The sequence below is a fragment of the Microbacterium sp. CH1 genome, from assembly GCF_001595495.1.
Lineage (GTDB): Bacteria > Actinomycetota > Actinomycetes > Actinomycetales > Microbacteriaceae > Microbacterium.
This window is the reverse complement of record NZ_LOSO01000018.1, coordinates 214,830-233,565: the sequence shown is the minus strand read 5'-3', so window position 1 is coordinate 233,565 and position 18,736 is coordinate 214,830. Positions and strand designations below refer to the sequence as shown.

The 18,736-nt window shown below is 69.0% G+C and carries 15 protein-coding genes; 1 reads left to right on the top strand and 14 read right to left on the bottom strand.

Annotation, left to right across the window (positions count from 1 at the left end):
- Positions 1-4: 4 nt before the first annotated feature.
- The 7 genes from AUV07_RS12235 to rsmA all read right to left on the bottom strand — a co-directional run bounded on the left by AUV07_RS12235 (position 5) and on the right by rsmA (position 8,244).
- Entirely contained in the window at positions 5-1,123 is a 1,119-nt protein-coding gene (locus tag AUV07_RS12235; protein WP_062636493.1) for a substrate-binding domain-containing protein, read from the bottom strand.
- Between the two features lie 59 nt (positions 1,124-1,182).
- On the bottom strand, positions 1,183-2,553 hold the full coding sequence (gene mmsB / locus AUV07_RS12230) for a multiple monosaccharide ABC transporter permease (RefSeq protein WP_025105620.1): 1,371 nt from the start codon (positions 2,551-2,553) through the stop codon (positions 1,183-1,185).
- A complete protein-coding gene (gene mmsA / locus AUV07_RS12225; RefSeq protein ID WP_082802941.1) occupies positions 2,550-4,091 on the bottom strand; it encodes a multiple monosaccharide ABC transporter ATP-binding protein in 1,542 nt (513 codons plus the stop codon). Before mmsA ends, mmsB begins: the two co-directional genes overlap by 4 nt.
- Positions 4,092-4,223: 132 nt before the next feature.
- Entirely contained in the window at positions 4,224-5,237 is a 1,014-nt protein-coding gene (locus AUV07_RS12220) for a LacI family DNA-binding transcriptional regulator (RefSeq protein WP_082802940.1), read from the bottom strand.
- 120 nt (positions 5,238-5,357) lie between these two features.
- Positions 5,358-6,290, bottom strand: a complete 933-nt coding sequence (locus AUV07_RS12215; RefSeq protein ID WP_062636489.1) for a 4-(cytidine 5'-diphospho)-2-C-methyl-D-erythritol kinase — start codon at positions 6,288-6,290, stop codon at positions 5,358-5,360.
- A 7-nt stretch (positions 6,291-6,297) separates the two neighbouring features.
- The gene (mgrA, locus tag AUV07_RS12210; protein WP_062636487.1) at positions 6,298-7,365 is read right to left on the bottom strand and encodes an L-glyceraldehyde 3-phosphate reductase; all 1,068 of its coding nucleotides are present in this window, start codon (positions 7,363-7,365) and stop codon (positions 6,298-6,300) included.
- Between the two features lie 9 nt (positions 7,366-7,374).
- Complete coding sequence (gene rsmA / locus AUV07_RS12205) at positions 7,375-8,244, bottom strand: 16S rRNA (adenine(1518)-N(6)/adenine(1519)-N(6))-dimethyltransferase RsmA (RefSeq protein ID WP_062636486.1); 870 nt, start codon at positions 8,242-8,244, stop codon at positions 7,375-7,377.
- Positions 8,245-8,317: 73 nt separating this feature from the next.
- Between rsmA and AUV07_RS12200 the strand changes: the two genes are divergently transcribed.
- Complete coding sequence (locus AUV07_RS12200; RefSeq protein WP_062636890.1) at positions 8,318-9,604, top strand: MFS transporter; 1,287 nt, start codon at positions 8,318-8,320, stop codon at positions 9,602-9,604.
- Here AUV07_RS12200 and AUV07_RS12195 read toward each other — a convergent pair.
- The 7 genes from AUV07_RS12195 to AUV07_RS12165 are packed head-to-tail and all read right to left on the bottom strand — an operon-like array spanning position 9,583 to position 18,659.
- Positions 9,583-10,527, bottom strand: coding sequence for a TatD family hydrolase (locus AUV07_RS12195; protein ID WP_062636484.1), 945 nt, complete (start codon positions 10,525-10,527; stop codon positions 9,583-9,585). The two genes, AUV07_RS12200 and AUV07_RS12195, sit on opposite strands and share 22 nt — an antisense overlap.
- A gap of 17 nt (positions 10,528-10,544) precedes the next feature.
- Positions 10,545-12,122 (bottom strand): methionine--tRNA ligase, encoded by a 1,578-nt coding sequence (gene metG / locus AUV07_RS12190; protein WP_062636482.1) that lies wholly within the window; start codon positions 12,120-12,122, stop codon positions 10,545-10,547.
- A gap of 49 nt (positions 12,123-12,171) precedes the next feature.
- A complete protein-coding gene (locus tag AUV07_RS12185) occupies positions 12,172-13,341 on the bottom strand; it encodes a glycoside hydrolase family 1 protein (RefSeq protein ID WP_062636480.1) in 1,170 nt (389 codons plus the stop codon).
- Positions 13,342-13,382: 41 nt separating this feature from the next.
- Positions 13,383-15,083 (bottom strand): ABC transporter ATP-binding protein, encoded by a 1,701-nt coding sequence (locus AUV07_RS12180; protein WP_082802939.1) that lies wholly within the window; start codon positions 15,081-15,083, stop codon positions 13,383-13,385.
- A 5-nt stretch (positions 15,084-15,088) separates the two neighbouring features.
- Entirely contained in the window at positions 15,089-16,021 is a 933-nt protein-coding gene (locus AUV07_RS12175; protein WP_062636476.1) for an ABC transporter permease, read from the bottom strand.
- The gene (locus AUV07_RS12170; RefSeq protein ID WP_062636474.1) at positions 16,018-16,998 is read right to left on the bottom strand and encodes an ABC transporter permease; all 981 of its coding nucleotides are present in this window, start codon (positions 16,996-16,998) and stop codon (positions 16,018-16,020) included. The genes AUV07_RS12175 and AUV07_RS12170 overlap by 4 nt, the downstream gene beginning before the upstream one ends.
- Positions 16,995-18,659, bottom strand: coding sequence for an ABC transporter substrate-binding protein (locus tag AUV07_RS12165; RefSeq protein ID WP_062636472.1), 1,665 nt, complete (start codon positions 18,657-18,659; stop codon positions 16,995-16,997). Before AUV07_RS12165 ends, AUV07_RS12170 begins: the two co-directional genes overlap by 4 nt.
- Positions 18,660-18,736: the final 77 nt, after the last annotated feature.

The window sequence follows — 18,736 nt, the reverse complement described above, 5'->3', positions numbered from 1 at the left end:
CGGCTTACTCGTACGACTTCACGATCTCGAGGAGGCTCGGGACGTTGGCGTAGGCCTCGGCCGCGTTCTCCTTGGTCACGATGACCGGCGGGAGCAGGTAGGCCGGGACGACCTTCTTGCCGTTGTCGTACTGGTCGGTGTCGTTGACGTCGACCTCGTCACCCTTCTGGAGCTGACCGACCATCTTGATGGCCTGCTCCACGAGCAGCGTGGTGTCCTTGTTGATCGTGGAGTACTGCACGCCCTCCATGATCGACTTCACCGACTCGACCTCGGAGTCCTGACCGGTGACCACCGGGACGGGCTTGCCGGCCTGCTGCGCCGAGGTGATGATGGCGCGGGCGAGGGTGTCGTTCGGGGACAGGACGCCGTCGAGCGTCTCCGAGCCGTAGCTCGACGTGAGGATCGAGTCCATGCGGCGCTGGGCGTTCTCCGGCTTCCAGCCCTCGGTCGCCGTCTGGGAGATCTCGGTCTGCCCGGAGACGACGTTCAGCGTGCCGTCGTCGATCTTCGGCTGCAGCACCTCCATCGCCCCGTTGAAGAACACCGCCGAGTTGGCGTCGTCCGGCGAGCCAGAGAACAGCTCGATGTTGTACGGCGCCTCGTGATCCGCGCGCTCGGCGAGCCCGTCGAGCAGCGCCTGGCCCTGGAGCTTGCCGACCTCGAAGTTGTCGAAGGCGACATAGTAGTCCACGGCGTCGGTGTTCTCGATGAGACGGTCGTAGGCGATGACCGCGACACCGGCGTCGCGCGCGGCCTCCACCTGCGTGGTGAGCTGCTTGCCGTCCTTGGCGCCGATGATGATGACCTTGGCGCCACCGGTGACCATCGCCTGGATCTGGTTCTGCTGCTCGGCGACCGTGTTGCTGGCGGGCGCGTACTGCACGTCCGCCTTGAAGCCGGCCTTCTCGAGGCCGTCGGTGAACAGCTGACCGGCCAGGACCCAGTTCTCCGAGGTCTTGTCGGGCAGAGCGACACCGATCGTGGAGCCGGCGTCGAAGCCCGAGGCGGCCTCCTCGCCCGACCCCGAACCCGAGCCACCGCCGCGCTCCGAAGAGCAGCCGGTGAGGGCGAATGCGCCCGCGACGACAAGCGCTGTCGCCGACAGAAGGATCTTCTTCATGTGATCTCTTTCTCTGGTGTGTGCAGGTCCCGTCGCGCCTGCGTTGCGCGACGCGGCCCTTACTTTCCGCGCGTCTCCTCGACGGCGGGGGCTTCGTACTTCTGACTGGTGGGGTAGTTCGTCTTCGTGGGATCGAACGTGTCGGTGGCCGGATCCTGCTTGCGGCCGAGACGGCGCGTGAGGAAGCCGATGATCGACGGACGGCCCTGCTGCTTGTTCCACACGTCGACGCCGACGGCGAAGAGGAGCACGAGGCCCTTGATCATCGAGACGACGTCGGCACCGGCGCCGAGCAGCGCGAGGCCGTTGTTCAGGAACGCCATCACCAGACCACCGATGATCGAGCCGATCACCGTGCCGATGCCACCGGAGACGGCCGCGCCGCCGATGAAGACCGAGGCGATCGCGTCGAGCTCCCAGCCGTTGCCGTCCTGCGGACCGGACGCGGTCGCCCTGGCGACGTAGATCATGCCGGCGAGCGAGGCCAGGACCGACATGTTCATCATCACGAAGAAGTCGACCCAGCGGTCCTTCACGCCCGAGAGGCGCGCCGCCTGGCGGTTGCCGCCGACCGCGTAGATGTGACGGCCGAAGACGGTGTTGTTCGTGATGAATGAGTAGAGGATGACGAGAGCGAGGAGGATGACGCCCGAGATCGGGAAGCTCGTGCCCTCACGCCCCGTGGCGAACAGCCAGCCGGCGACGAGGATGACGGCCGAGATGAGGACCACCTTCGTCACGCTCACCCACAGCGGCGCCATGTCGGAGCCCATCTTGCGCTGGATGCGCCGGGTGCGGATCTCCCAGAAGACGATCCATGCGACGCCGGCGAGCGCCAGCAGCATGGTCGGGATGTTGAACGGAAGCGGCAGGGCGATCTCCGGCAGGTAGCCGGCGCCGATGATCTTGAAGCCTTCCGGCACGGGCACCGACTGCGAGTCGCCCACCGCCTGGTTCGCACCGCGGAAGAACAGCATGCCGGCCAGCGTCACGATGAACGCCGGCACCCCGACGTAGGCGACCCAGAACCCCTGCCAGGCACCGACGAGCACGCCGACACCGAGACCGAGGAGGATTCCCAGCGGCCAGGGGAGGTTCCAGTCCTGCATGGCCTTCGCCACGACGATGCCCGTGAACGCGGCGACGGATCCGACCGAGAGGTCGATGTGCCCCATGATGATGACCATCACCATGCCGATCGCCAGGATCAGGATGTACGAGTACTGGTTGACGACGTTGATGAGGTTGCCGGAGGACAGCGTGAGGCCGGTGCCCTTGAAGATCCACGTCAGCACCTGGAAGACGACGAGGATGACGACGAGGCTGCCGAGGATGCCGAACTGACGGAGGGTCGACTGCCCTCCCCCGAACATCTTCGTGATGTCCTTGAAGTGGAAGCCGCGCTTCGCGGTGGTCGAGTCGGTGGTCATGCGGATGCTTTCTGGGTCGCGGAGGTCATGCTGCGCATGAGGTCTTCGGGGGTCGCCTGGTCGGCCGGGATGCAGTCGGTGACCCGGCCTTCGAACACGGTGTAGATGCGGTCGGAGATGCCGAGCAGCTCGGGCAGCTCGCTGGAGATCACGATCACGCCCTTGCCCTGGGCGGCGAGCTCGTTGATGATCGCGTAGATCTCGTACTTGGCGCCGACGTCGATGCCGCGGGTGGGCTCGTCGAGGATCAGCAGGTCGGGGTCGGTGAACATCCACTTCGCCAGGACGACCTTCTGCTGGTTGCCTCCGGAGAGCTTGCCGACGCCCTCCTCCACCGACGGGGTCTTGATGCGCAGGGTCTTCCGGTAGCGCTCCGCCACCGAGAACTCCTCGCGGGAGTCGACGACGCCGTTGTGCGCGATCTTGGAGAGCTTCGCCGCGACGATGGACCTCTTGATGGTGTCGAGCAGGTTGAGCCCGAGCACCTTGCGGTCCTCGCTCACGTACGCGAGGCCGTGCTTGATCGCGGCGGCGACGTCGGGGAGCTCGATCTCCTGGCCGTCCTTGACGAGCGTGCCGGAGAGGAACGTGCCGTAGGAACGGCCGAAGATGCTCATCGCCAGCTCGGTGCGGCCGGCCCCCATGAGGCCGGCGATACCCACCACCTCGCCGCGGCGGACGTTGATGCTCGACCCCTTCACGACCATGCGCTCCGGGACGGTCGGGTGCTGCACCCACCAGTCCTTGACCTCGAAGAACACCTCGCCGATCTCCGGCGTGCGGTCCGGGTAGCGGCTCTCCAGCGAGCGGCCGACCATGCCGCGGATGATGCGGTCCTCGTTGATCTCGCCGCGGGAGATGTCCAGCGTCTCCACCGTGCGGCCGTCGCGGATGATCGTGATCTCGTCGGCGATCTGCTCGATCTCGTTGAGCTTGTGGCTGATCATGATCGACGCGATGCCCTTGGCCTTGAGCCCGAGGATCAGGTCGAGGAGGTGCTGCGAGTCGTTCTCGTTGAGCGCGGCGGTGGGCTCGTCGAGGATGAGCAGCTTGACGTCCTTGTTCAGCGCCTTGGCGATCTCGATGAGCTGCTGCTTGCCGACGCCGAGGGTCTTGATCGGCACGTCCGGGTCCTCGTCCAGGCCGACGCGAGCGAGCAGCTCGATCGTGCGCTCCTTCTGCGCCTGCCAGTCGATGCGGCCGAAGCGACGGATCTCGTTGCCGAGGAAGATGTTCTCGGTGACCGAGAGCTCCGGGATGAGCGCGAGCTCCTGGTGGATGATGACGATGCCCGCCTGCTCGCTGGCCGCGATGTCCTTGAAGCGCTGCTCCTCGCCGTACAGGAGGATCTCGCCGTCGTAGCTGCCGTACGGGTACACCCCCGAGAGGACCTTCATCAGCGTCGACTTCCCGGCGCCGTTCTCGCCGCAGATCGCGTGGACCTCGCCGGCGCGGACGGTGATCGAGACGTCGGCGAGCGCCTTGACTCCCGGGAACTCCTTGGTGATGCGGCGCATCTCCAGGATCGGGCCTGACACGGTCGGCAACGTTGCTGTGGTGCTCACGGATCTTCCTCGCGACGTGCGGTCACCTTCGATGTGACCGTTCACATCGGTATATCGTCGTCTTCCGCGGGAGCGGTGTCAAGTCCGCGGCGTGTTTTCGTGTCGCTACCGTGATGCAGCGGATTCGCGCGCCCGCAGGAGGGTCTGCAGCGGCCCGAACGCGGGGGTCTTCTCGCCGCGGATCTCGGCGAGGAGGATCCGCACGGCGCGCCGCCCGAGCTCGGGGAAGTCCTGATGCACCGTGCTCAGCGTCGGCGCCACGTGCGCCGCGACCGGGATGTCGTCGAAACCGATCACGCTCACGTCGTGCGGCACGCGCACCCCGGCGTCGCGGAACCCGTGCAGCAGCCCGATGGCCATGAGGTCGTTGGCCGCGAACACTGCCGTGAAGTCGCGCCGCAGGGACAGCTCCTTGCCGGCGAAGTAGCCGAAGTCGGCCGTCCAGTCCCCGCGGATCGGCGGGAACGTGGGCAGGTCGGCGTCGCGGAGCGCATCCAGATACCCGCGCATCCGGGACTCCGCCTCGATCCAGTCCTGCGGCCCGGCGAGATGGAGGATGTCGCTGTGACCGAGCGCGATCAGGTGCTCGGTCGCCGCTTTCGCCCCCGCCACCTGGTCGGCGGAGAGGCTGACGCCGTCCGACCCCGAGGCGGTCTGCAGGGTCACGAAGGGCATGGTGACGTTCATGCCGCGCAGGACATGGAAGACGCGCACCTGCGGCGCGAGCACGACGATGCCGTCGACCTGCTCGCGTTCGAGCTGGCGGACCGCGTTTCCGATCGCCTCCGGCGTGGTCGCGGGGAGGTTGAGCGTCGAGACGGAGTACCCCTCCTCGCGCGCCGCGTCCTCGATCCCGGCGATGGACGACGTCGGCCCGAACTCCCCGATCGTCGCGGAGAGGATGCCGAGCATGTTCGACTTGCTCGTCACGAGCGCGCGCGCCGCGAGATTGGGACGGTAGTCGAGCACGGCGATCGCGTCGAGCACCTTCGCCTTGGTCTCGGGGCGGATGCTGGGATGATCGTTGAGCACCCGGGAGACGGTCTGATGCGAGACGCCGGCGAGACGGGCGACGTCGCGGATGCTCGGCATGCGGGCACGCTCGGAGGAGGTGGACATCCAGCCTCCTCGCGTGTGCACGGTCACATGACTACTTCATTATGTCTGCGATGACCCGTCGGGTGCACCTCGACCGCGCGCACGCTCCTCGCGGCTCGGACGCCAGGGAGCGGGGCAGGCTCAGCCGATGATGCGGGCCCCGGGGACGGCGCCGTGCACGTGCAGCGGATCGAGACCATCCTCGCGGAGGGCCGTCTGCACCGCCTGCGCGGACTCGGGATCCGCGCAGAGGAGGGCCACGGTCGGCCCCGAGCCGGACACCAGACCGTGCAGCGCACCGGCAGCGACCCCGCGTTCGATGGTCTGCGCCAGATCCGGTCGCAGGTCGAGCGCGGCCGCCTGGAGATCGTTGTGGAGTGCGTCGGCGAGCTGCCAGGCGTCTCCGGTCCGCAGCGCCTGCAGCACCGGGATCGGCACGTCGAGCGAGAGCGGCGGATCGTCGGCGAGAGCCCCCTCCTCCTCGCGCAGCTCGTCGAGCCGGGTGTACACGGCGGGCGTGGACAGCCCCTCGTCGCTGGTCACGAGCAGCCAGTCGAAGCGCCCGCGGGCGAGCGCCGGGTTGAGCTGATCGCCGCGGCCGGTGCCCACGGCGGTGCCGCCGTGCAACGCGAAGGGGACATCCGCACCGAGTCGCGCGGCGAGGTCGTGCAAGCGCGCCGCGGAGAGTCCCGTGCCCCACAGGGCGTCGCAGGCGACCAGGGCGGCCGCGGCGTCCGCGGAGCCCCCGCCCATGCCACCGGCGACCGGGACGCTCTTGCGGATCTGCAGCGCGACCCCGCCGGGGTGATCCGTCGCCGTCGCCAGCAGCTTGGCGGCCCGCATCGCGAGGTTCCGGTCGTCGAGCGGAACCGAGCCGTCGTCCTCCACCCCGGTCACCGTGATCGAGAAGTCGTCGGCCTCGCGGGCGATCACGTCCTCGTACAGCGACACCGCCTGGAAGACCGTCGCGAGGGCGTGATAGCCGTCGTCATGGCGCCCGCCGACACCGAGGTAGACGTTGATCTTCCCCGGCGCGCGCACGTGCACGGACCCGGAGGACGCGGCGAGGCTCATGAGCGGGTCACAGGTCCGAGGAGGTCGCCCACAGGTTCACGTCGATGGCGCCGGCGAGTTCGTCGATGCGGCGGAGCTCCTCGTCGGTGAAGGCGGGACCGTCGAGGGCGGCGAGGTTCTCGTCGAGCTGCTCCGTCCGGGAGGCGCCGATGAGCGCCGAGGCCACGACCGGGGTGCGCAGCGTCCACTGCAGCGCGAGCTGGGCGAGCGACTGCCCCCGGCCCTGCGCGACCTCGTTCAGCGCCCGGAGCGTCTGGACCGCGTCCTCGGACAGCTTGCCGTTCGGCAGCGAACCGCGCTGCTGTGCACGTTCGGCCGTGCCGTCGCCGAGGTACTTGTCGGTGAGCAGCCCCTGGGCGAGCGGGGTGAAGGCGATGGCGCCGAGGCCCGACTCCTCCAGGGTCTGCGTGAGGCCGTCCTCGATCCAGCGGTTGAGGATCGAGTACGCGGGCTGGTGGATGACCAGGGGCGTCCCCAGCTCCTTCGCCACGGCGACGGCCTCGGCCGTGCGCTCCGCGCTGTACGAGGAGATGCCGACGTACAGCGCCTTGCCCTGGCGGACGAGGGTGTCGAGCGCGCCGACCGTCTCGGCGATCGGGGTGACCGGGTCGACGCGGTGCGAGTAGAAGATGTCGACGTAGTCCAGCCCCATGCGGGTGAGGGACTGCTCGGCGCTCGCGAGGATGTACTTCCGGCTCGCGTAGTCGCCGTACGGTCCGGGCCACATGTCCCAGCCGGCCTTGGACGAGATGATCAGCTCGTCGCGGTACGGACGCAGGTCCTCCGCGAAGATGCGGCCGAAGTTCTTCTCGGCCGAGCCGTACGGCGGGCCGTAGTTGTTCGCCAGGTCGAAGTGCGTGATCCCGTGGTCGAACGCGTGGCGAAGGAGCGCGCGCTGATTGTCGAGAGGGATGTTGTCGCCGAAGTTCCACCAGAGGCCCAGCGAGATCGGGGGCAGGTAGAGGCCGGAGGCGCCCACCTGACGGTAGGCGAACCGTCCGTAGCGGCCCTCGTCGGCGGCGTACGGACGGTGCAGTTCGGGGACGTCGGGGCGGAAGCGGGGGGAGTCGGTCACCGTGCCAGATTAGCCGCTGACGCCGGAACCCTCGATCGCCGTTGCGTGCTGGGCGATCCGCTGGTAGTCGTCGACCGTGAGGTCCTCCCCGCGGGCGGTCGGCGCGACGCCGGCGGCGGTGAGCGCCTCGGTTGCCGCGGCCGAGCTGCCGAAGAGGCCGGAGAGGGCCTGCCGGAGCATCTTGCGCCGCTGGTTGAAGGCCGCGTCCACGATGGCGAAGGTGCGCCGGCGCTCCTCCACCGGGCCGCGCTCGCCCTCGGAGCGGTCGAAGCCGACGAGGAGACTGTCCACGTTCGGCACCGGCCAGAACACCTGGCGGGAGACGTTCCCGGTGAGCTTCCACTCGCCGTACCAGGCGGCCTTGACGCTCGGCGAGCCGTAGATCTTCGACCCCGGCTTCGCGGCGAGCCGCTCGGCCACCTCCGCCTGCACCATCACGACGCCCCGCTGCAGGTACGGGAAGGTCTCCAGGAAGTGCAGCAGGACGGGCACCGACACGTTGTACGGCAGGTTCGCGACGAGGACGGTCGGCTCGCCGGGCAGCTCCATCACGCGGAGGGCGTCCGCGTCGACCACCTTCAGCATCCCCTCCGGCACGCCGTGCTCGGCCGCGGTCTGCGGCAGGCGGGCGGCCAGGCGGTGGTCGATCTCCACGGCGGTGACCGCGGCCCCCGCCTCGAGGATCGCGAGGGTCAGCGACCCGAGTCCCGGTCCGACCTCGACCACCCGCTCCCCCGGCTGCACGCGGGCGGCCTGGACGATCTTGCGGACGGTGTTCGCGTCGACGACGAAGTTCTGTCCGAGCTTCTTGGTGGGGGTGACATCGAGCTCGGCGGCCAGACGGCGGATCTCGGTGGCCCCGAGCAAGGTGACGGTCATGGTCCCATTCTCCCGGATGACGGGCCGTGCCCGGTTCCTGGGTGATGTCCGTGATCATCGCTATCCTTCGGAGGTGCCCTCCCTCGGTGAACTGATCGCTCCGCGGCGCCTGGGCAGGGATTTCCGCTGGCTGCTCGCGTCATCGTGGACGAGCAACATCGGAGACGGTGTGGCGTTGGCCGCCGCTCCCCTGCTCATCGCGTCGATGACGTCGTCGCCGATCCTCGTGGCCTCCGGCGCCATCCTGCAGTTCCTGCCGTGGCTGCTCTTCGGACTGCACGCGGGGGCCATCGCCGACCGCTTCGATCGGCGGCGCCTGGTGATGACCGCCAACGCCGTGCGCGCCGTCGTGCTCGCGGCGCTCTGCGTGTTCCTCGTGACGGGAACCGCGAACATCGGGATCGTCCTGGCCGTCGCGTTCCTCTACGGCACCGCCGAGGTCTTCGTCGACACCGCGGGGAGCACATTGCTGCCGATGCTCGTGAAGCCGGCAGACCTCGGCATCGGGAACGCGCGCCTGCAGGCCGGGTATCTCGTGGCCAACCAGTTCGCCGGGCCGCCGCTGGGCGCGTTCCTCTTCGCCGCCGGGAGCGCATGGCCGTTCCTCGTCGAGGTGCTGTGCGTGACGCTCGCGATCGTCCTCATCTCCCGCATGGCGCGCACGCCCGTCCCGCCGCGGGAGACCGAGACCCACCCGCCGGTGCACACCGACATCGCGGAGGGTCTGCGCTGGCTGTGGCGCAATCCGCCGGTGCGCATGCTCGTGCTCATCATCCTCGTCTTCAACGTGACCTGGGCCGCGCCGTGGGGCGTGCTCGTGCTCTACGCCACCGAGCACCTGCAGATGGGGCCCGTGGGCTACGGCGCGCTCACCACGGCGTCCGCGGCGGGCGGCATCCTCGCGACGCTGAGCTTCGGCTGGCTGGAACGGCACGTGTCGTTCGCGAGCCTGATGCGGATCGTCCTCTCCCTCGAGGTGCTCATGCATCTCGCGTTCGCGCTGACCACCACGGGCACGGTGGCCCTCATCATCATGTTCTTCTTCGGGGCGTACGCCTTCGTGTGGGGCACGATCTCCACGACCGTCCGGCAGCGCCTCGTCCCCGCCTCCCTCCAGGGGCGCGTGGCCTCGGTCAACATGGTCGGCGTGTTCGGCGGCATGATCGTCGGCCAGGCCCTCGGCGGCGTCATCGCGCAGACCTGGGGCCTGACGGCGCCGTGGTGGTTCGCGTTCGGCGGGGCGGCGATCACCCTGGTGCTGGTGTGGAAGCCCATCTCGCACATCGTCAGTGCCAAGCCCGTCGCCGAGACCGGGCCCGAGGACGTCGATCCGGAGGGTCAGTCGGCGAACGAGCCGTAGACCCGCAACGTGTTCTCGGCGAGCTGCGCGGACAGCTCGTCCACGTCCAGGTCGAGCTCCGCGGCCAGGAAGCGCACCGTGATCGGCACGAGGTACGGCGCGTTCGGGCGGCCCCGCAGCGGGACCGGCGTGAGGAACGGAGCGTCCGTCTCGACGAGGAGGCGGTCGAGCGGGGTGACCTTCAGCGCGTCGCGCAGGTTCTGCGCGTTCTTGAACGTCACGTTCCCGGCGAACGACAGGTAGTAGCCCGCGTCGGCGCACACCCGGGCCATCGCCTCGTCGCCGGAGAAGCAGTGGAACACGGTGCGCTCGGGGGCCCCGACCCGCGTCAGCGTCTCCAGCACGGCCTCGTGCGCATCCCGGTCGTGGATCTGCATCGCGATGCCGTGCTTCTTCGCGAGCGCGATATGCGCCTCGAACGAGGCGAACTGCGGCGCACGGCGCTCCGGTTCGGTGCGGAAGAAGTCGAGCCCGGTCTCGCCGATCGCGCGCGTGCGCGGATGCGCGGCGAGCTCGTCGATGACCGCGAGCGCCTCGTCGAGGCGCCCCTCCTCCGCGTACGTCGGGGCATCGTTCGGGTGGATGGCGACCGCGGCGAGGACCCGGGGGTCGGACGCGGCGGCCTCGACCGCCCATCGGGACGACTCGATGTCTCCGGACGCCTGCACGACGCCGATGACGCCGACGGCCTCCGCCCGGTCGAGCTGCTCGGTGAGCGAAAGCCCCTGGGTCCCTGAGCCCGTCGAAGCCTGGGTCCCTGAGCCTGTCGAAGCCTGGGTCCCTGAGCCTGTCGAAGGGCCATCGGCGATCTCGAGGTGCGCGTGGTTGTCGTACACGGGCACCGCGAGGGGCTCCGGGGCCGCCGGATAGGTCCGGTCCTTGCGCCCGTCGCCCGAGCGCTCGCGCACGTAGGTCTCCGCCATGGTGTCCTGCCCGGATGTCAGGCCGTGGACTCCACGCGCGGGAACAGCGGCGCGAGGCCGTTGACGCTCGTGCCCGGCTTCAGCACGCCCCAGGCGCCCGCCTCGCGGATCGGCTGGTCCTGCAGCCGCCCCAGGGACTCCGCGGCGCCGAGCGCGATCCACAGCTTCTCGGTCGACTGCGGCATCACCGGCGACAGCAGCACGGCGAGCGCCCGCAGCCCCTCGGCGCACGTGTAGAGCACAGTGCCCAGACGCTCGCGCTGGTCCTCGTCGCGGGCGAGCGCCCACGGCTCGTTCTCGGTGATGTACCCGTTGAGCGCGTCGACGATGGTCCAGATCGCGGAGATCGCCTCGTCGATGCGGAACTGGCCGATCGCCGCATCCGCCTTCGTCGCGGCGTCCGCGACGATCTGCTGGATCGCGAGGTCGGCCTCGGTGTACTCGGCCGCCGGCGGCACGACGCCCTCGAAGTACTTCTCGATCATCGCGGTCGTGCGCGAGGCGAGGTTGCCGAAGCCGTTCGCGAGCTCGGCCTGGTACCGCGCGGACAGGTCCTCCCAGGAGAACGAGCCGTCCTGACCGAACGCGATCGCCGACAGGAAGTAGAAGCGGTACGCGTCGGAGCCGAAGACGTCGGTGATCTCGGTCGGCGCGATGCCGGTGAGCTTCGACTTCGACATCTTCTCGCCACCCACGAGCAGCCAGCCGTGCGCGAAGACGCCCTTCGGCACATCGAGCCCCGCCGCCATCAGCAGCGCCGGCCAGATCACGGCGTGGAAGCGCAGGATGTCCTTGCCGACCACGTGGTACGCGGGCCAGCGGCGCGCGAAGGTCTCCTCGTCGGAGCCGTAGCCGACGGCCGTGGCGTAGTTGAGCAGCGCGTCGACCCACACGTAGATGACGTGCGACTCGTCCCACGGCAGCGGGATGCCCCAGTCAAAGGTCGAGCGGGAGATCGAGAGGTCCTTGAGGCCCTGGCTCACGAAGGAGACGACCTCGTTGCGCGCCGAGTCCGGCCGCACGAAATCGGGCTCGGTCTTGTAGAGCTCGAGCAGGCGGTCCTGGAACTCGCTGAGCTTGAAGAAGTAGTTCTTCTCCTGCAGCAGCTCGAGCGGCTTGGAGTGGATGGCGCAGACCTTCAGCCCCTCGAAGGGACCGGTGCCGTCGACGATCTCCGACTCCGGCTTGAACTCCTCGCAGCCCACACAGTAGAGCGCCTCGTACTCGCCCGCGTAGATGTACCCGCGGTCGTAGAGCCGCTGGAAGAACGTCTGCACGTTCGTCTCGTGCCGCTCCTGCGTAGTGCGGATGAAGTCGTCGTTCGCGACGTCGAGGGTCTTCAGCAGCGGGAACCAGCTCTCGCTGACGAGCTTGTCGACCCACTCCTGCGGGGTGACGCCGTTGGCGGCCGCGGCCCGCAGCATCTTCTGACCGTGCTCGTCGGTGCCCGTCAGCATCCAGGTGTCGTCGCCCGCCTGGCGGTGCCACCGTGCGAGGGTGTCGACGGCCACCGTCGTGTACCCGTGACCGATGTGCGGCACATCGGAGGGGTAGTAAATGGGCGTGGTGATGTAGAAGGAGTCGCCAGCGGGCATGGGGACAATTCTAGGTGCCCCCATGCCCGTGGTTACGCCGTGCGGCTCGTCAGAGCCCATTGCGGCGGGCGACCTCGCCGAGCCAGGCCAGCGAGGGCTTCGGGAACCGCTCGAAGGTCTCGTGGTCGAAGCCGATGAGACCGAACGTCGGCCGGAATCCACTCGCCCATTCGTAGTTGTCCAGCGCGCTCCAGTGCTGGTAGGCGCGGACCTCGATACCGTCGCTGATGGCGCGGTGGAGCCCCTCCAGCGCGCCCTGCGTGTAGGCGATGCGCCGGGTGTCGTCGGCCGTCGCGATGCCGTTCTCCGTGACGAGCACGGGGACGCCGCCGCTTCGCTCCCACGCGCTCCGGACTCCCAGCTCGAGGGCCTCGGGGAAGAACTCCCAGCCCGTGAGCGTCGTCTCCACGTCCGGCGACACCGGCAGCGGCCCCTCCGGACCGATGAACGTGCGGGTGTAGGCCTGCACGCCCACGAAGTCGTCGCCTGCGGACTGCTCCAGGTACCAGTGGTCGCGCGGGTCGCCGTACGTCGCGAGCATCTCGTCGGCGCCGGGCTCGCCCGTGGAGTGGAAGGCCTGGGTGGCGATCGTCCAGCCCGCCTGCACCCCTGGCACCGTGTGCAGGATCTCGGACGCGCGCCGGTGGGCCGTCAGCAGGGTGTCCGCGACGCCGAGGTCGGGGTTCGGCAGGCCGTAGGCGACGAGGTTCGCCGCGTCCTCGCCCCCGGCCAGCATCGCCGCGATGTTCGGCTCGTTGATCGTGCACACGTAGCGCACGCCGTCGAGGATCGGCAGCACGGTCTCCACATAGCGGGAGAACAGGTCCACCGCGTCGTCGGCACGCCAGAAGCCGTCCTTCTGGAACCACTGCGGCACCGTGAAGTGCATGAGGGTGACCGTCGGGTCCAGCCCGTTCTCCCTGGCGGTGTCGATCATGCGGCGGTAGTGGTCGAGCATCGCCCGCGAGACGAACCCGCGCTCCGGCTCGATCCGCGCCCACTCGACCGAGAAGCGGTAGGAGTTCAGCCCGGCCTCGGCGAGCAGCCGCATGTCCTCCGGGTAGCGGTGGAAATGGTCGGCGGCGTCACCGGAGGGCTCGACCATGGGCGATTCGGGGGCGTGTTCCATCGCCCACCAGTTGCTCGTGGTGTTGTTGCCCTCCACCTGATGGGCGGCGGTCGCGGCGCCCCAGAGGAAGCCGTCGGGGAATGCGAGCACGGATGCGCTCCTCTCTCTCTCTTGCAGTCGTTCGGTGCGCGTCAGCGGGCGCGGGCGGGGTTCGGCACGGCGTCGAGCAGTTCGACCGTGTACGGGTCCTCCGGATGCTGCAGCACCTGGGAGGTCTCGCCACGCTCGACGACGCGGCCGCTGTTGAGCACGAGGATGTTCTCGGTGACGAGCCGCGCGCTCAGCAGATCGTGGGTGATGTAGAGCATGCTGATGCCCCACCGTTCGCGGAGGTCCTCCAGCAGCGCGAGCACGCCGGCGCGGAGCGACACGTCGAGCATCGACACCGGCTCGTCCGCGATGAGCACCTGCGGATCGCTCGCGAGCGCTCTGGCGATCACCACGCGCTGCCGGTGCCCGCCGGAGAGCTGGTGCGGCAGCTTGGCGGCGAACTGCTCGACGGGCGTCAGGCCCACCGTCTCCAGCAGTTCGAGCACCCGGGCCCTGGCCTCCGCCCCGCGCAGCCTCGTGTAGTTCAGGACCGGGCGGGTGAGGGCGTACTCGACGGTGTGCAGCGGGTTCAGGGCCGCGTACGGATCCTGGAACACCATCTGCACGTCCTTGCGGAGGTCGCGGAGCCCGCGGCGCTTCAAGGACGCCACATCGGTGTCGCCGAAGCGGATGCGACCGGAGGTCGGCTTCTCGACGCCGGTGAGCATCTTCGCGATCGTCGACTTGCCCGAGCCGGAGGCACCGACCAGCGCCAGCGCCTCCCCCGGCTCCAGGCGGAAGGACACGTCGTCGACCGCGACGACCGGGTCCTGACCGCGGCGCGGTGCCGGATAGCGCTTGGTCACGCCCTCCACGACGATCGCGGCATCGGCCCGCCGGGCGTCCCGCGGCGATACGGTCGGCAGGGTCTCGGTGACGTCCGTACGGCTGCGTCCCTCCCGGCGACGGGTGCCGAGATCGACGAACCCGGGGATCTCGATCTTCTCGGCGCGCGGGTCGGCGTAGTGGCTCAGCAGCATCCGGGTGTACTCGTCCTGCGGGCGGTGCAGGATGTCCTGACTGCGGGCGTCCTCCACGATGCGGCCCTCGTGCATGACCATGACCCGGTCGGTCGCCTCGAGGACGATTCCGAGGTCGTGGCTGATGAGGATCGCCGTGAAGCGCTCGGACCGCTGCAGCTCCTGGATGGTGTCCATGACCGCGTGCTGGACGAGGACGTCGAGCGCCGTGGTGGGCTCGTCGAACACCATCAACTGGGGTTCGAGCGAGAGGGCGAGGGCGATCGAGGCGCGCTGTCGCATGCCGCCGGAGAGCTCACCGGGGTACCGGTCGAGCACCTCCGGCTTGAGCCCCACCTTGCCGACGAGCTCCCGCGCCCTGGCCTGGCGCTGCTCGGCGGGCACATGACCATGCGCGGCGAAGATGTCGCGGAAGTGGTTGCCCACGGTCCGCACGGGGTTCAGCGCGTTCATGCCGGACTGCAGCACCATCGCGAAGCCCCCCTGCCGCTGACGCCGCAGTGCTTCGGCGTCGAGCTCGCGGATGTCGCGGCCGTCGAACAGGATGCGTCCGCCGCTGATGCGCGCCGGCGGCTTCTGCAGCCGCGTGAGCGCGAAGCCGAGCGTGGACTTGCCCGACCCGGACTCGCCGACGAGCCCGACGAACTCGCCGCGCCGGAGCGCGAACGACACGTCGCGCACAGCTGGCACCGGCTCCTGGCCCGGGGAGGCGTACTCCACGGACAGCGACTGGACGTCGAGGAGGATGTCGTCGTGCTCCATGGCGCTCATCGGCCCTTCCCTTCGCGGAGGCGCGGATTGGAGATGCCGTCCACGCCGAAGTTGATGAGTGTGAGGCTGAGGGCGAGCAGCGCGGTGCACAGACCGGGCGCGAACAGCAGCAGCCACTGGCCGGTGAGCAGGGAGTTCGAGTTCTGGGCCCAGTAGAGCATCGTGCCCCAGCTGACGATGCTGGAGTCGCCGAGGCCGAGGAACTCCAGCCCCGCCTCGGCGAGGATCGCCGCCGTCGCCGCTCCGAAGAGGGTGCCGGCGATGATCGACGTCATGTTCGGCAGGATCTCGCGGAAGACGATCCGCGCCCTGCTGTCGCCGGAGAACTGCGCCGAGGTGACGAAGTCGTTGCCGCGGAGGGACTGGGTCTGGCTGCGCAGCACGCGGGCGCCCCAGGCCCAGCCGGTCACGACGATCACGGCGATGATCATGAGGATGCCGCCGTTCTGAAGGTAGGCCGCGATCACGATCATGAGCGGCAGGCCCGGGATCACGAGGAAGAGGTTCACGATGAACCCGACGACCTCACCCGCGAAGCCGCGCATGTAGCCCCAGCTCAGACCGATCAGCACGGCCACGATCGTGGAGAGGAGCCCGGCCGCGAATCCCACGAGGAGGCTGACCTGGGCGCCGTAGATGAGCTGGCTGAGCACGTCCTCCCCTGCCGCGGTCGTGCCGAGCCAGTGCTCCCACGAGGCGTCGGCGTTGCGCGGGAACCCATTCTCCTTCGGCCCGTAGGGCGCCAGGAGCGGGGCGAACACGGCGACGAGCACGAAGAACGCGAGGAGGCAGAGGCCGATGCGGGCCTTGCCGTTGGACCACAGGGTGCCGACCATACGGCCGAAGGCGCGCCAGGGGCTGGGCGCCGCGATGCGGGCGGTGGGGACCTTGACGGTCACGGTGCTGGGGGTGGGGTTCGGGGTCGTCATCGGCGAGTCCTCGGGTCGAGAACCCCGTAGAGGATGTCCACGAGGAAGTTGGCGATGAGCACGCTCACGGTGATCATCAGGAAGAGCGCCTGCATGAGCGGGTAGTCCTGCCCGATCACGGCGTTGAAGAGCAGGTAGCCGATGCCCGGATATCCGAACACCTGCTCGACGAGGATCGAGCCACCCACCACGCCGCCGAGCGTGAGCCCGAAGCCGGTGAGGTTCGGCAGGATCGCGTTGCGGGCCGCGTAGCGGAGGGCGATCGTGCGGCCGCGGAGGCCGTTCGCCTCGCCGAAAGTGATGTAGTCCTCGCCGAGCGTGTTGATCATCGCGTTGCGCATGCCGATGATCCAGCCGCCGAGGGAGGTGAGCAGGATCGTCAGCGCCGGCAGGAACGCGTGCCGGACGAGGTCGACGATGAAGTCCCAGGTGAAGCCCGGTGTGGTCGTCGCCGAGTAGGCGCCGGTGGTCGGGAACCAGTGCAGCACGTAGCCGAGGAAGAACAGCAGCAGCAGCGCCGTCCAGAAGTACGGGAACGTGCTGAGGAACGACCCGGTGAGCGTCGGCAGGGAGTCCAGCCAGGTGCCGCGCCGCCAGGCGGCCATCACGCCGATGAGGGTGCCGATCACGAAGGCGAGGATCGTGACGATGCCGACGAGGCCGAGCGTGTAGGGCAGCGCGGTGGAGACCATGCTCGACACGGTCTGCGGGTAGAACGTGTACGAGACGCCGAAGTCGAGCCGGACGACCTGGCCGAGGTAGGCCACGTACTGGTCCCACAGCGATCCGGTCGGCACCCCGAGCTGCGCCTCGATCGCGGCGCGCGTGGCGTCCGAGACCGGACCGTTCTGGGAGAGCTTCGCGATCGCGGCGTCGGCGGGAGAGCCGGGCATCAGTCGCGGGAGGAAGAAGTTCAGGGTGATCGCGGCCCACAGGGTGAGCAGGAACAGGCCGATCTTCTGGAGGACGTACTTCACTGGTCTCCCCCGTCCGTGCGCTTCAGGTGGGTGAAGATGCCCAGCGGCGCCGAGTCGTAGTTCTGCGGGATCATGTACGGATCGTCCGCGGAGGGCCAGCCGGTGAACTTCGCGTCGTTGAACAGACCCCAGATCCCGCCGTAGTACAGGCCGATCACGGGGATCTGCTCGTACACGATGCTCTGCAGCTCGTGCACGATCTCGGTCTGGCGGTCGGGGTCGATCGTGGCGCGGTACTCCTCCAGCAGGGCGTCGGCCTCCGGGGAGCGGTAGCGCTCGAAGTTGTTGGTCGTGACCTCGCCGGCCGGCACGTAGAAGTCGCTGGAGAGCAGGCTGTTGTAGGCCTGGTACACGTCGCCGTTGCCCATGCCGCCGATCGCCATCTCGAAGTCGCCGGTGCCGATCGCGCTCTGGTAGCCGGCGGGCTGCGGGAGCTTGAGCGACACCTTGACGCCGACGTCCGCGAGCTGGCGCTGCACGGTCTGGGCGGCGCGCGTCCAGTCGGAGTACCCGTTGGCCGTGGTCAGCGAGAACGCGAGCTGCTCGCCGTCCGGGCCGACGAGCTGGTCACCCTGCAGGGTGTACCCGGACTCGGCGAACGCCGCGAGCGCGGCGTCGCGGTCCTGCGCGAGCATGCCCTGGTCCGGGATCTCCGGGTCGAGGTACTTCTCCTGGTTGGGCAGGATGAGGCCGGTCTGCCCGGCGGGCTGCATGTACCCCTCGGAGGCGGTCTCGGCGATCTCCTCCCGGTCGAGCGCGAGCGCGATGCCGCGACGGACGTTCACGTCGTCGAACGGGGCGACCTCGAGGTTGGGCACGAGCGAGATGACGCCGCCCGGCGGGAACCACCAGGTGTTGTCGGGACTCGCCGCTCCCCAGGTGCCCTCGACGTCGGAGATGAAGGAGTAGGCCCAGTCGTAACCGCGGGTTACGGTGTCGAGCTGGGTGTTCGTGGCCGGCAGGATGATGTGCTCGATCTCGATCTTGTCCGCCTGCCAGTAGTCCGGGTTGCGGTCCATCGAGTACTGCTGGTCGTTGTAGTTGCCGAGTACGAACGGGCCGGTGCCGACCGGCTCCTCGTTGCGCCAGGTGGCCGGGTCCTCCACGTCGGCCCACAGGTGCTCGGGCACGATCATGGTCTGCCCGAGGATCGAGAGCGACGGCGCGTCCTCGCCCTGGAGGTGGAACACCACGTCGTCGCCGTCGACCTCGATGCGGTCGATGTGCTGCCACGCGCCCTTGATGTCGAGCGAAGGCTCGTCCTTGATGAGCTGGAACGTGAAGGCCACGTCCTCCGGGGTGAGGGGCTCGCCGTCGCTCCACTCCACGCCGTCGCGGACCGTCATCACGATCGTGCGTGCGTCCGGCTGGGTCCACTCGGACGCGAGCCACGGGGTGAGCTCACCGTCGAGTGGGTTCACCAGGATGAGCGGCTCGTAGATCCACCGCGAGGCGGTCCGGGTGTTCGTGAGGTAGGGGTTGAAGTTCTGCGTGAAGAACGGGTTGCCCTTGTCGGCGTTGATGAGCATCGTGTCGTCGCCGATCGAGGGGTCGGGCTGCGAGCTGATCTGGATGCTGCAGCCGCTGAGCGCGACCGCTGCGGCCGCGAGCCCCACGACGGCGGCGCGGCGCCAGCGTCGGAAGGTGTGCGTCTCTGCCACTGGATGACCTCATGTCGTCTCTGTCATGAAGGGCGCCCCGGGGGGTGGGGAGTCCTGCCGGCCGAAGCCGTACACCA

Excerpts from the sequence above, each read along its gene's own strand:
- AUV07_RS12235 (WP_062636493.1), bottom strand. The coding sequence starts at position 1,123 with ATGAAGAAGATCCTTCTGTCGGCGACAGCGCTTGTCGTCGCGGGCGCA.
- mmsB (WP_025105620.1), bottom strand. The coding sequence starts at position 2,553 with ATGACCACCGACTCGACCACCGCGAAGCGCGGCTTCCACTTCAAGGAC.
- AUV07_RS12220 (WP_082802940.1), bottom strand. The coding sequence starts at position 5,237 with ATGTCCACCTCCTCCGAGCGTGCCCGCATGCCGAGCATCCGCGACGTC.
- AUV07_RS12215 (WP_062636489.1), bottom strand. The coding sequence starts at position 6,290 with ATGAGCCTCGCCGCGTCCTCCGGGTCCGTGCACGTGCGCGCGCCGGGG.
- rsmA (WP_062636486.1), bottom strand. The coding sequence starts at position 8,244 with ATGACCGTCACCTTGCTCGGGGCCACCGAGATCCGCCGTCTGGCCGCC.
- AUV07_RS12195 (WP_062636484.1), bottom strand. The coding sequence starts at position 10,527 with ATGGCGGAGACCTACGTGCGCGAGCGCTCGGGCGACGGGCGCAAGGAC.
- metG (WP_062636482.1), bottom strand. The coding sequence starts at position 12,122 with ATGCCCGCTGGCGACTCCTTCTACATCACCACGCCCATTTACTACCCC.
- AUV07_RS12180 (WP_082802939.1), bottom strand. The coding sequence starts at position 15,083 with ATGGAGCACGACGACATCCTCCTCGACGTCCAGTCGCTGTCCGTGGAG.
- AUV07_RS12175 (WP_062636476.1), bottom strand. The coding sequence starts at position 16,021 with ATGACGACCCCGAACCCCACCCCCAGCACCGTGACCGTCAAGGTCCCC.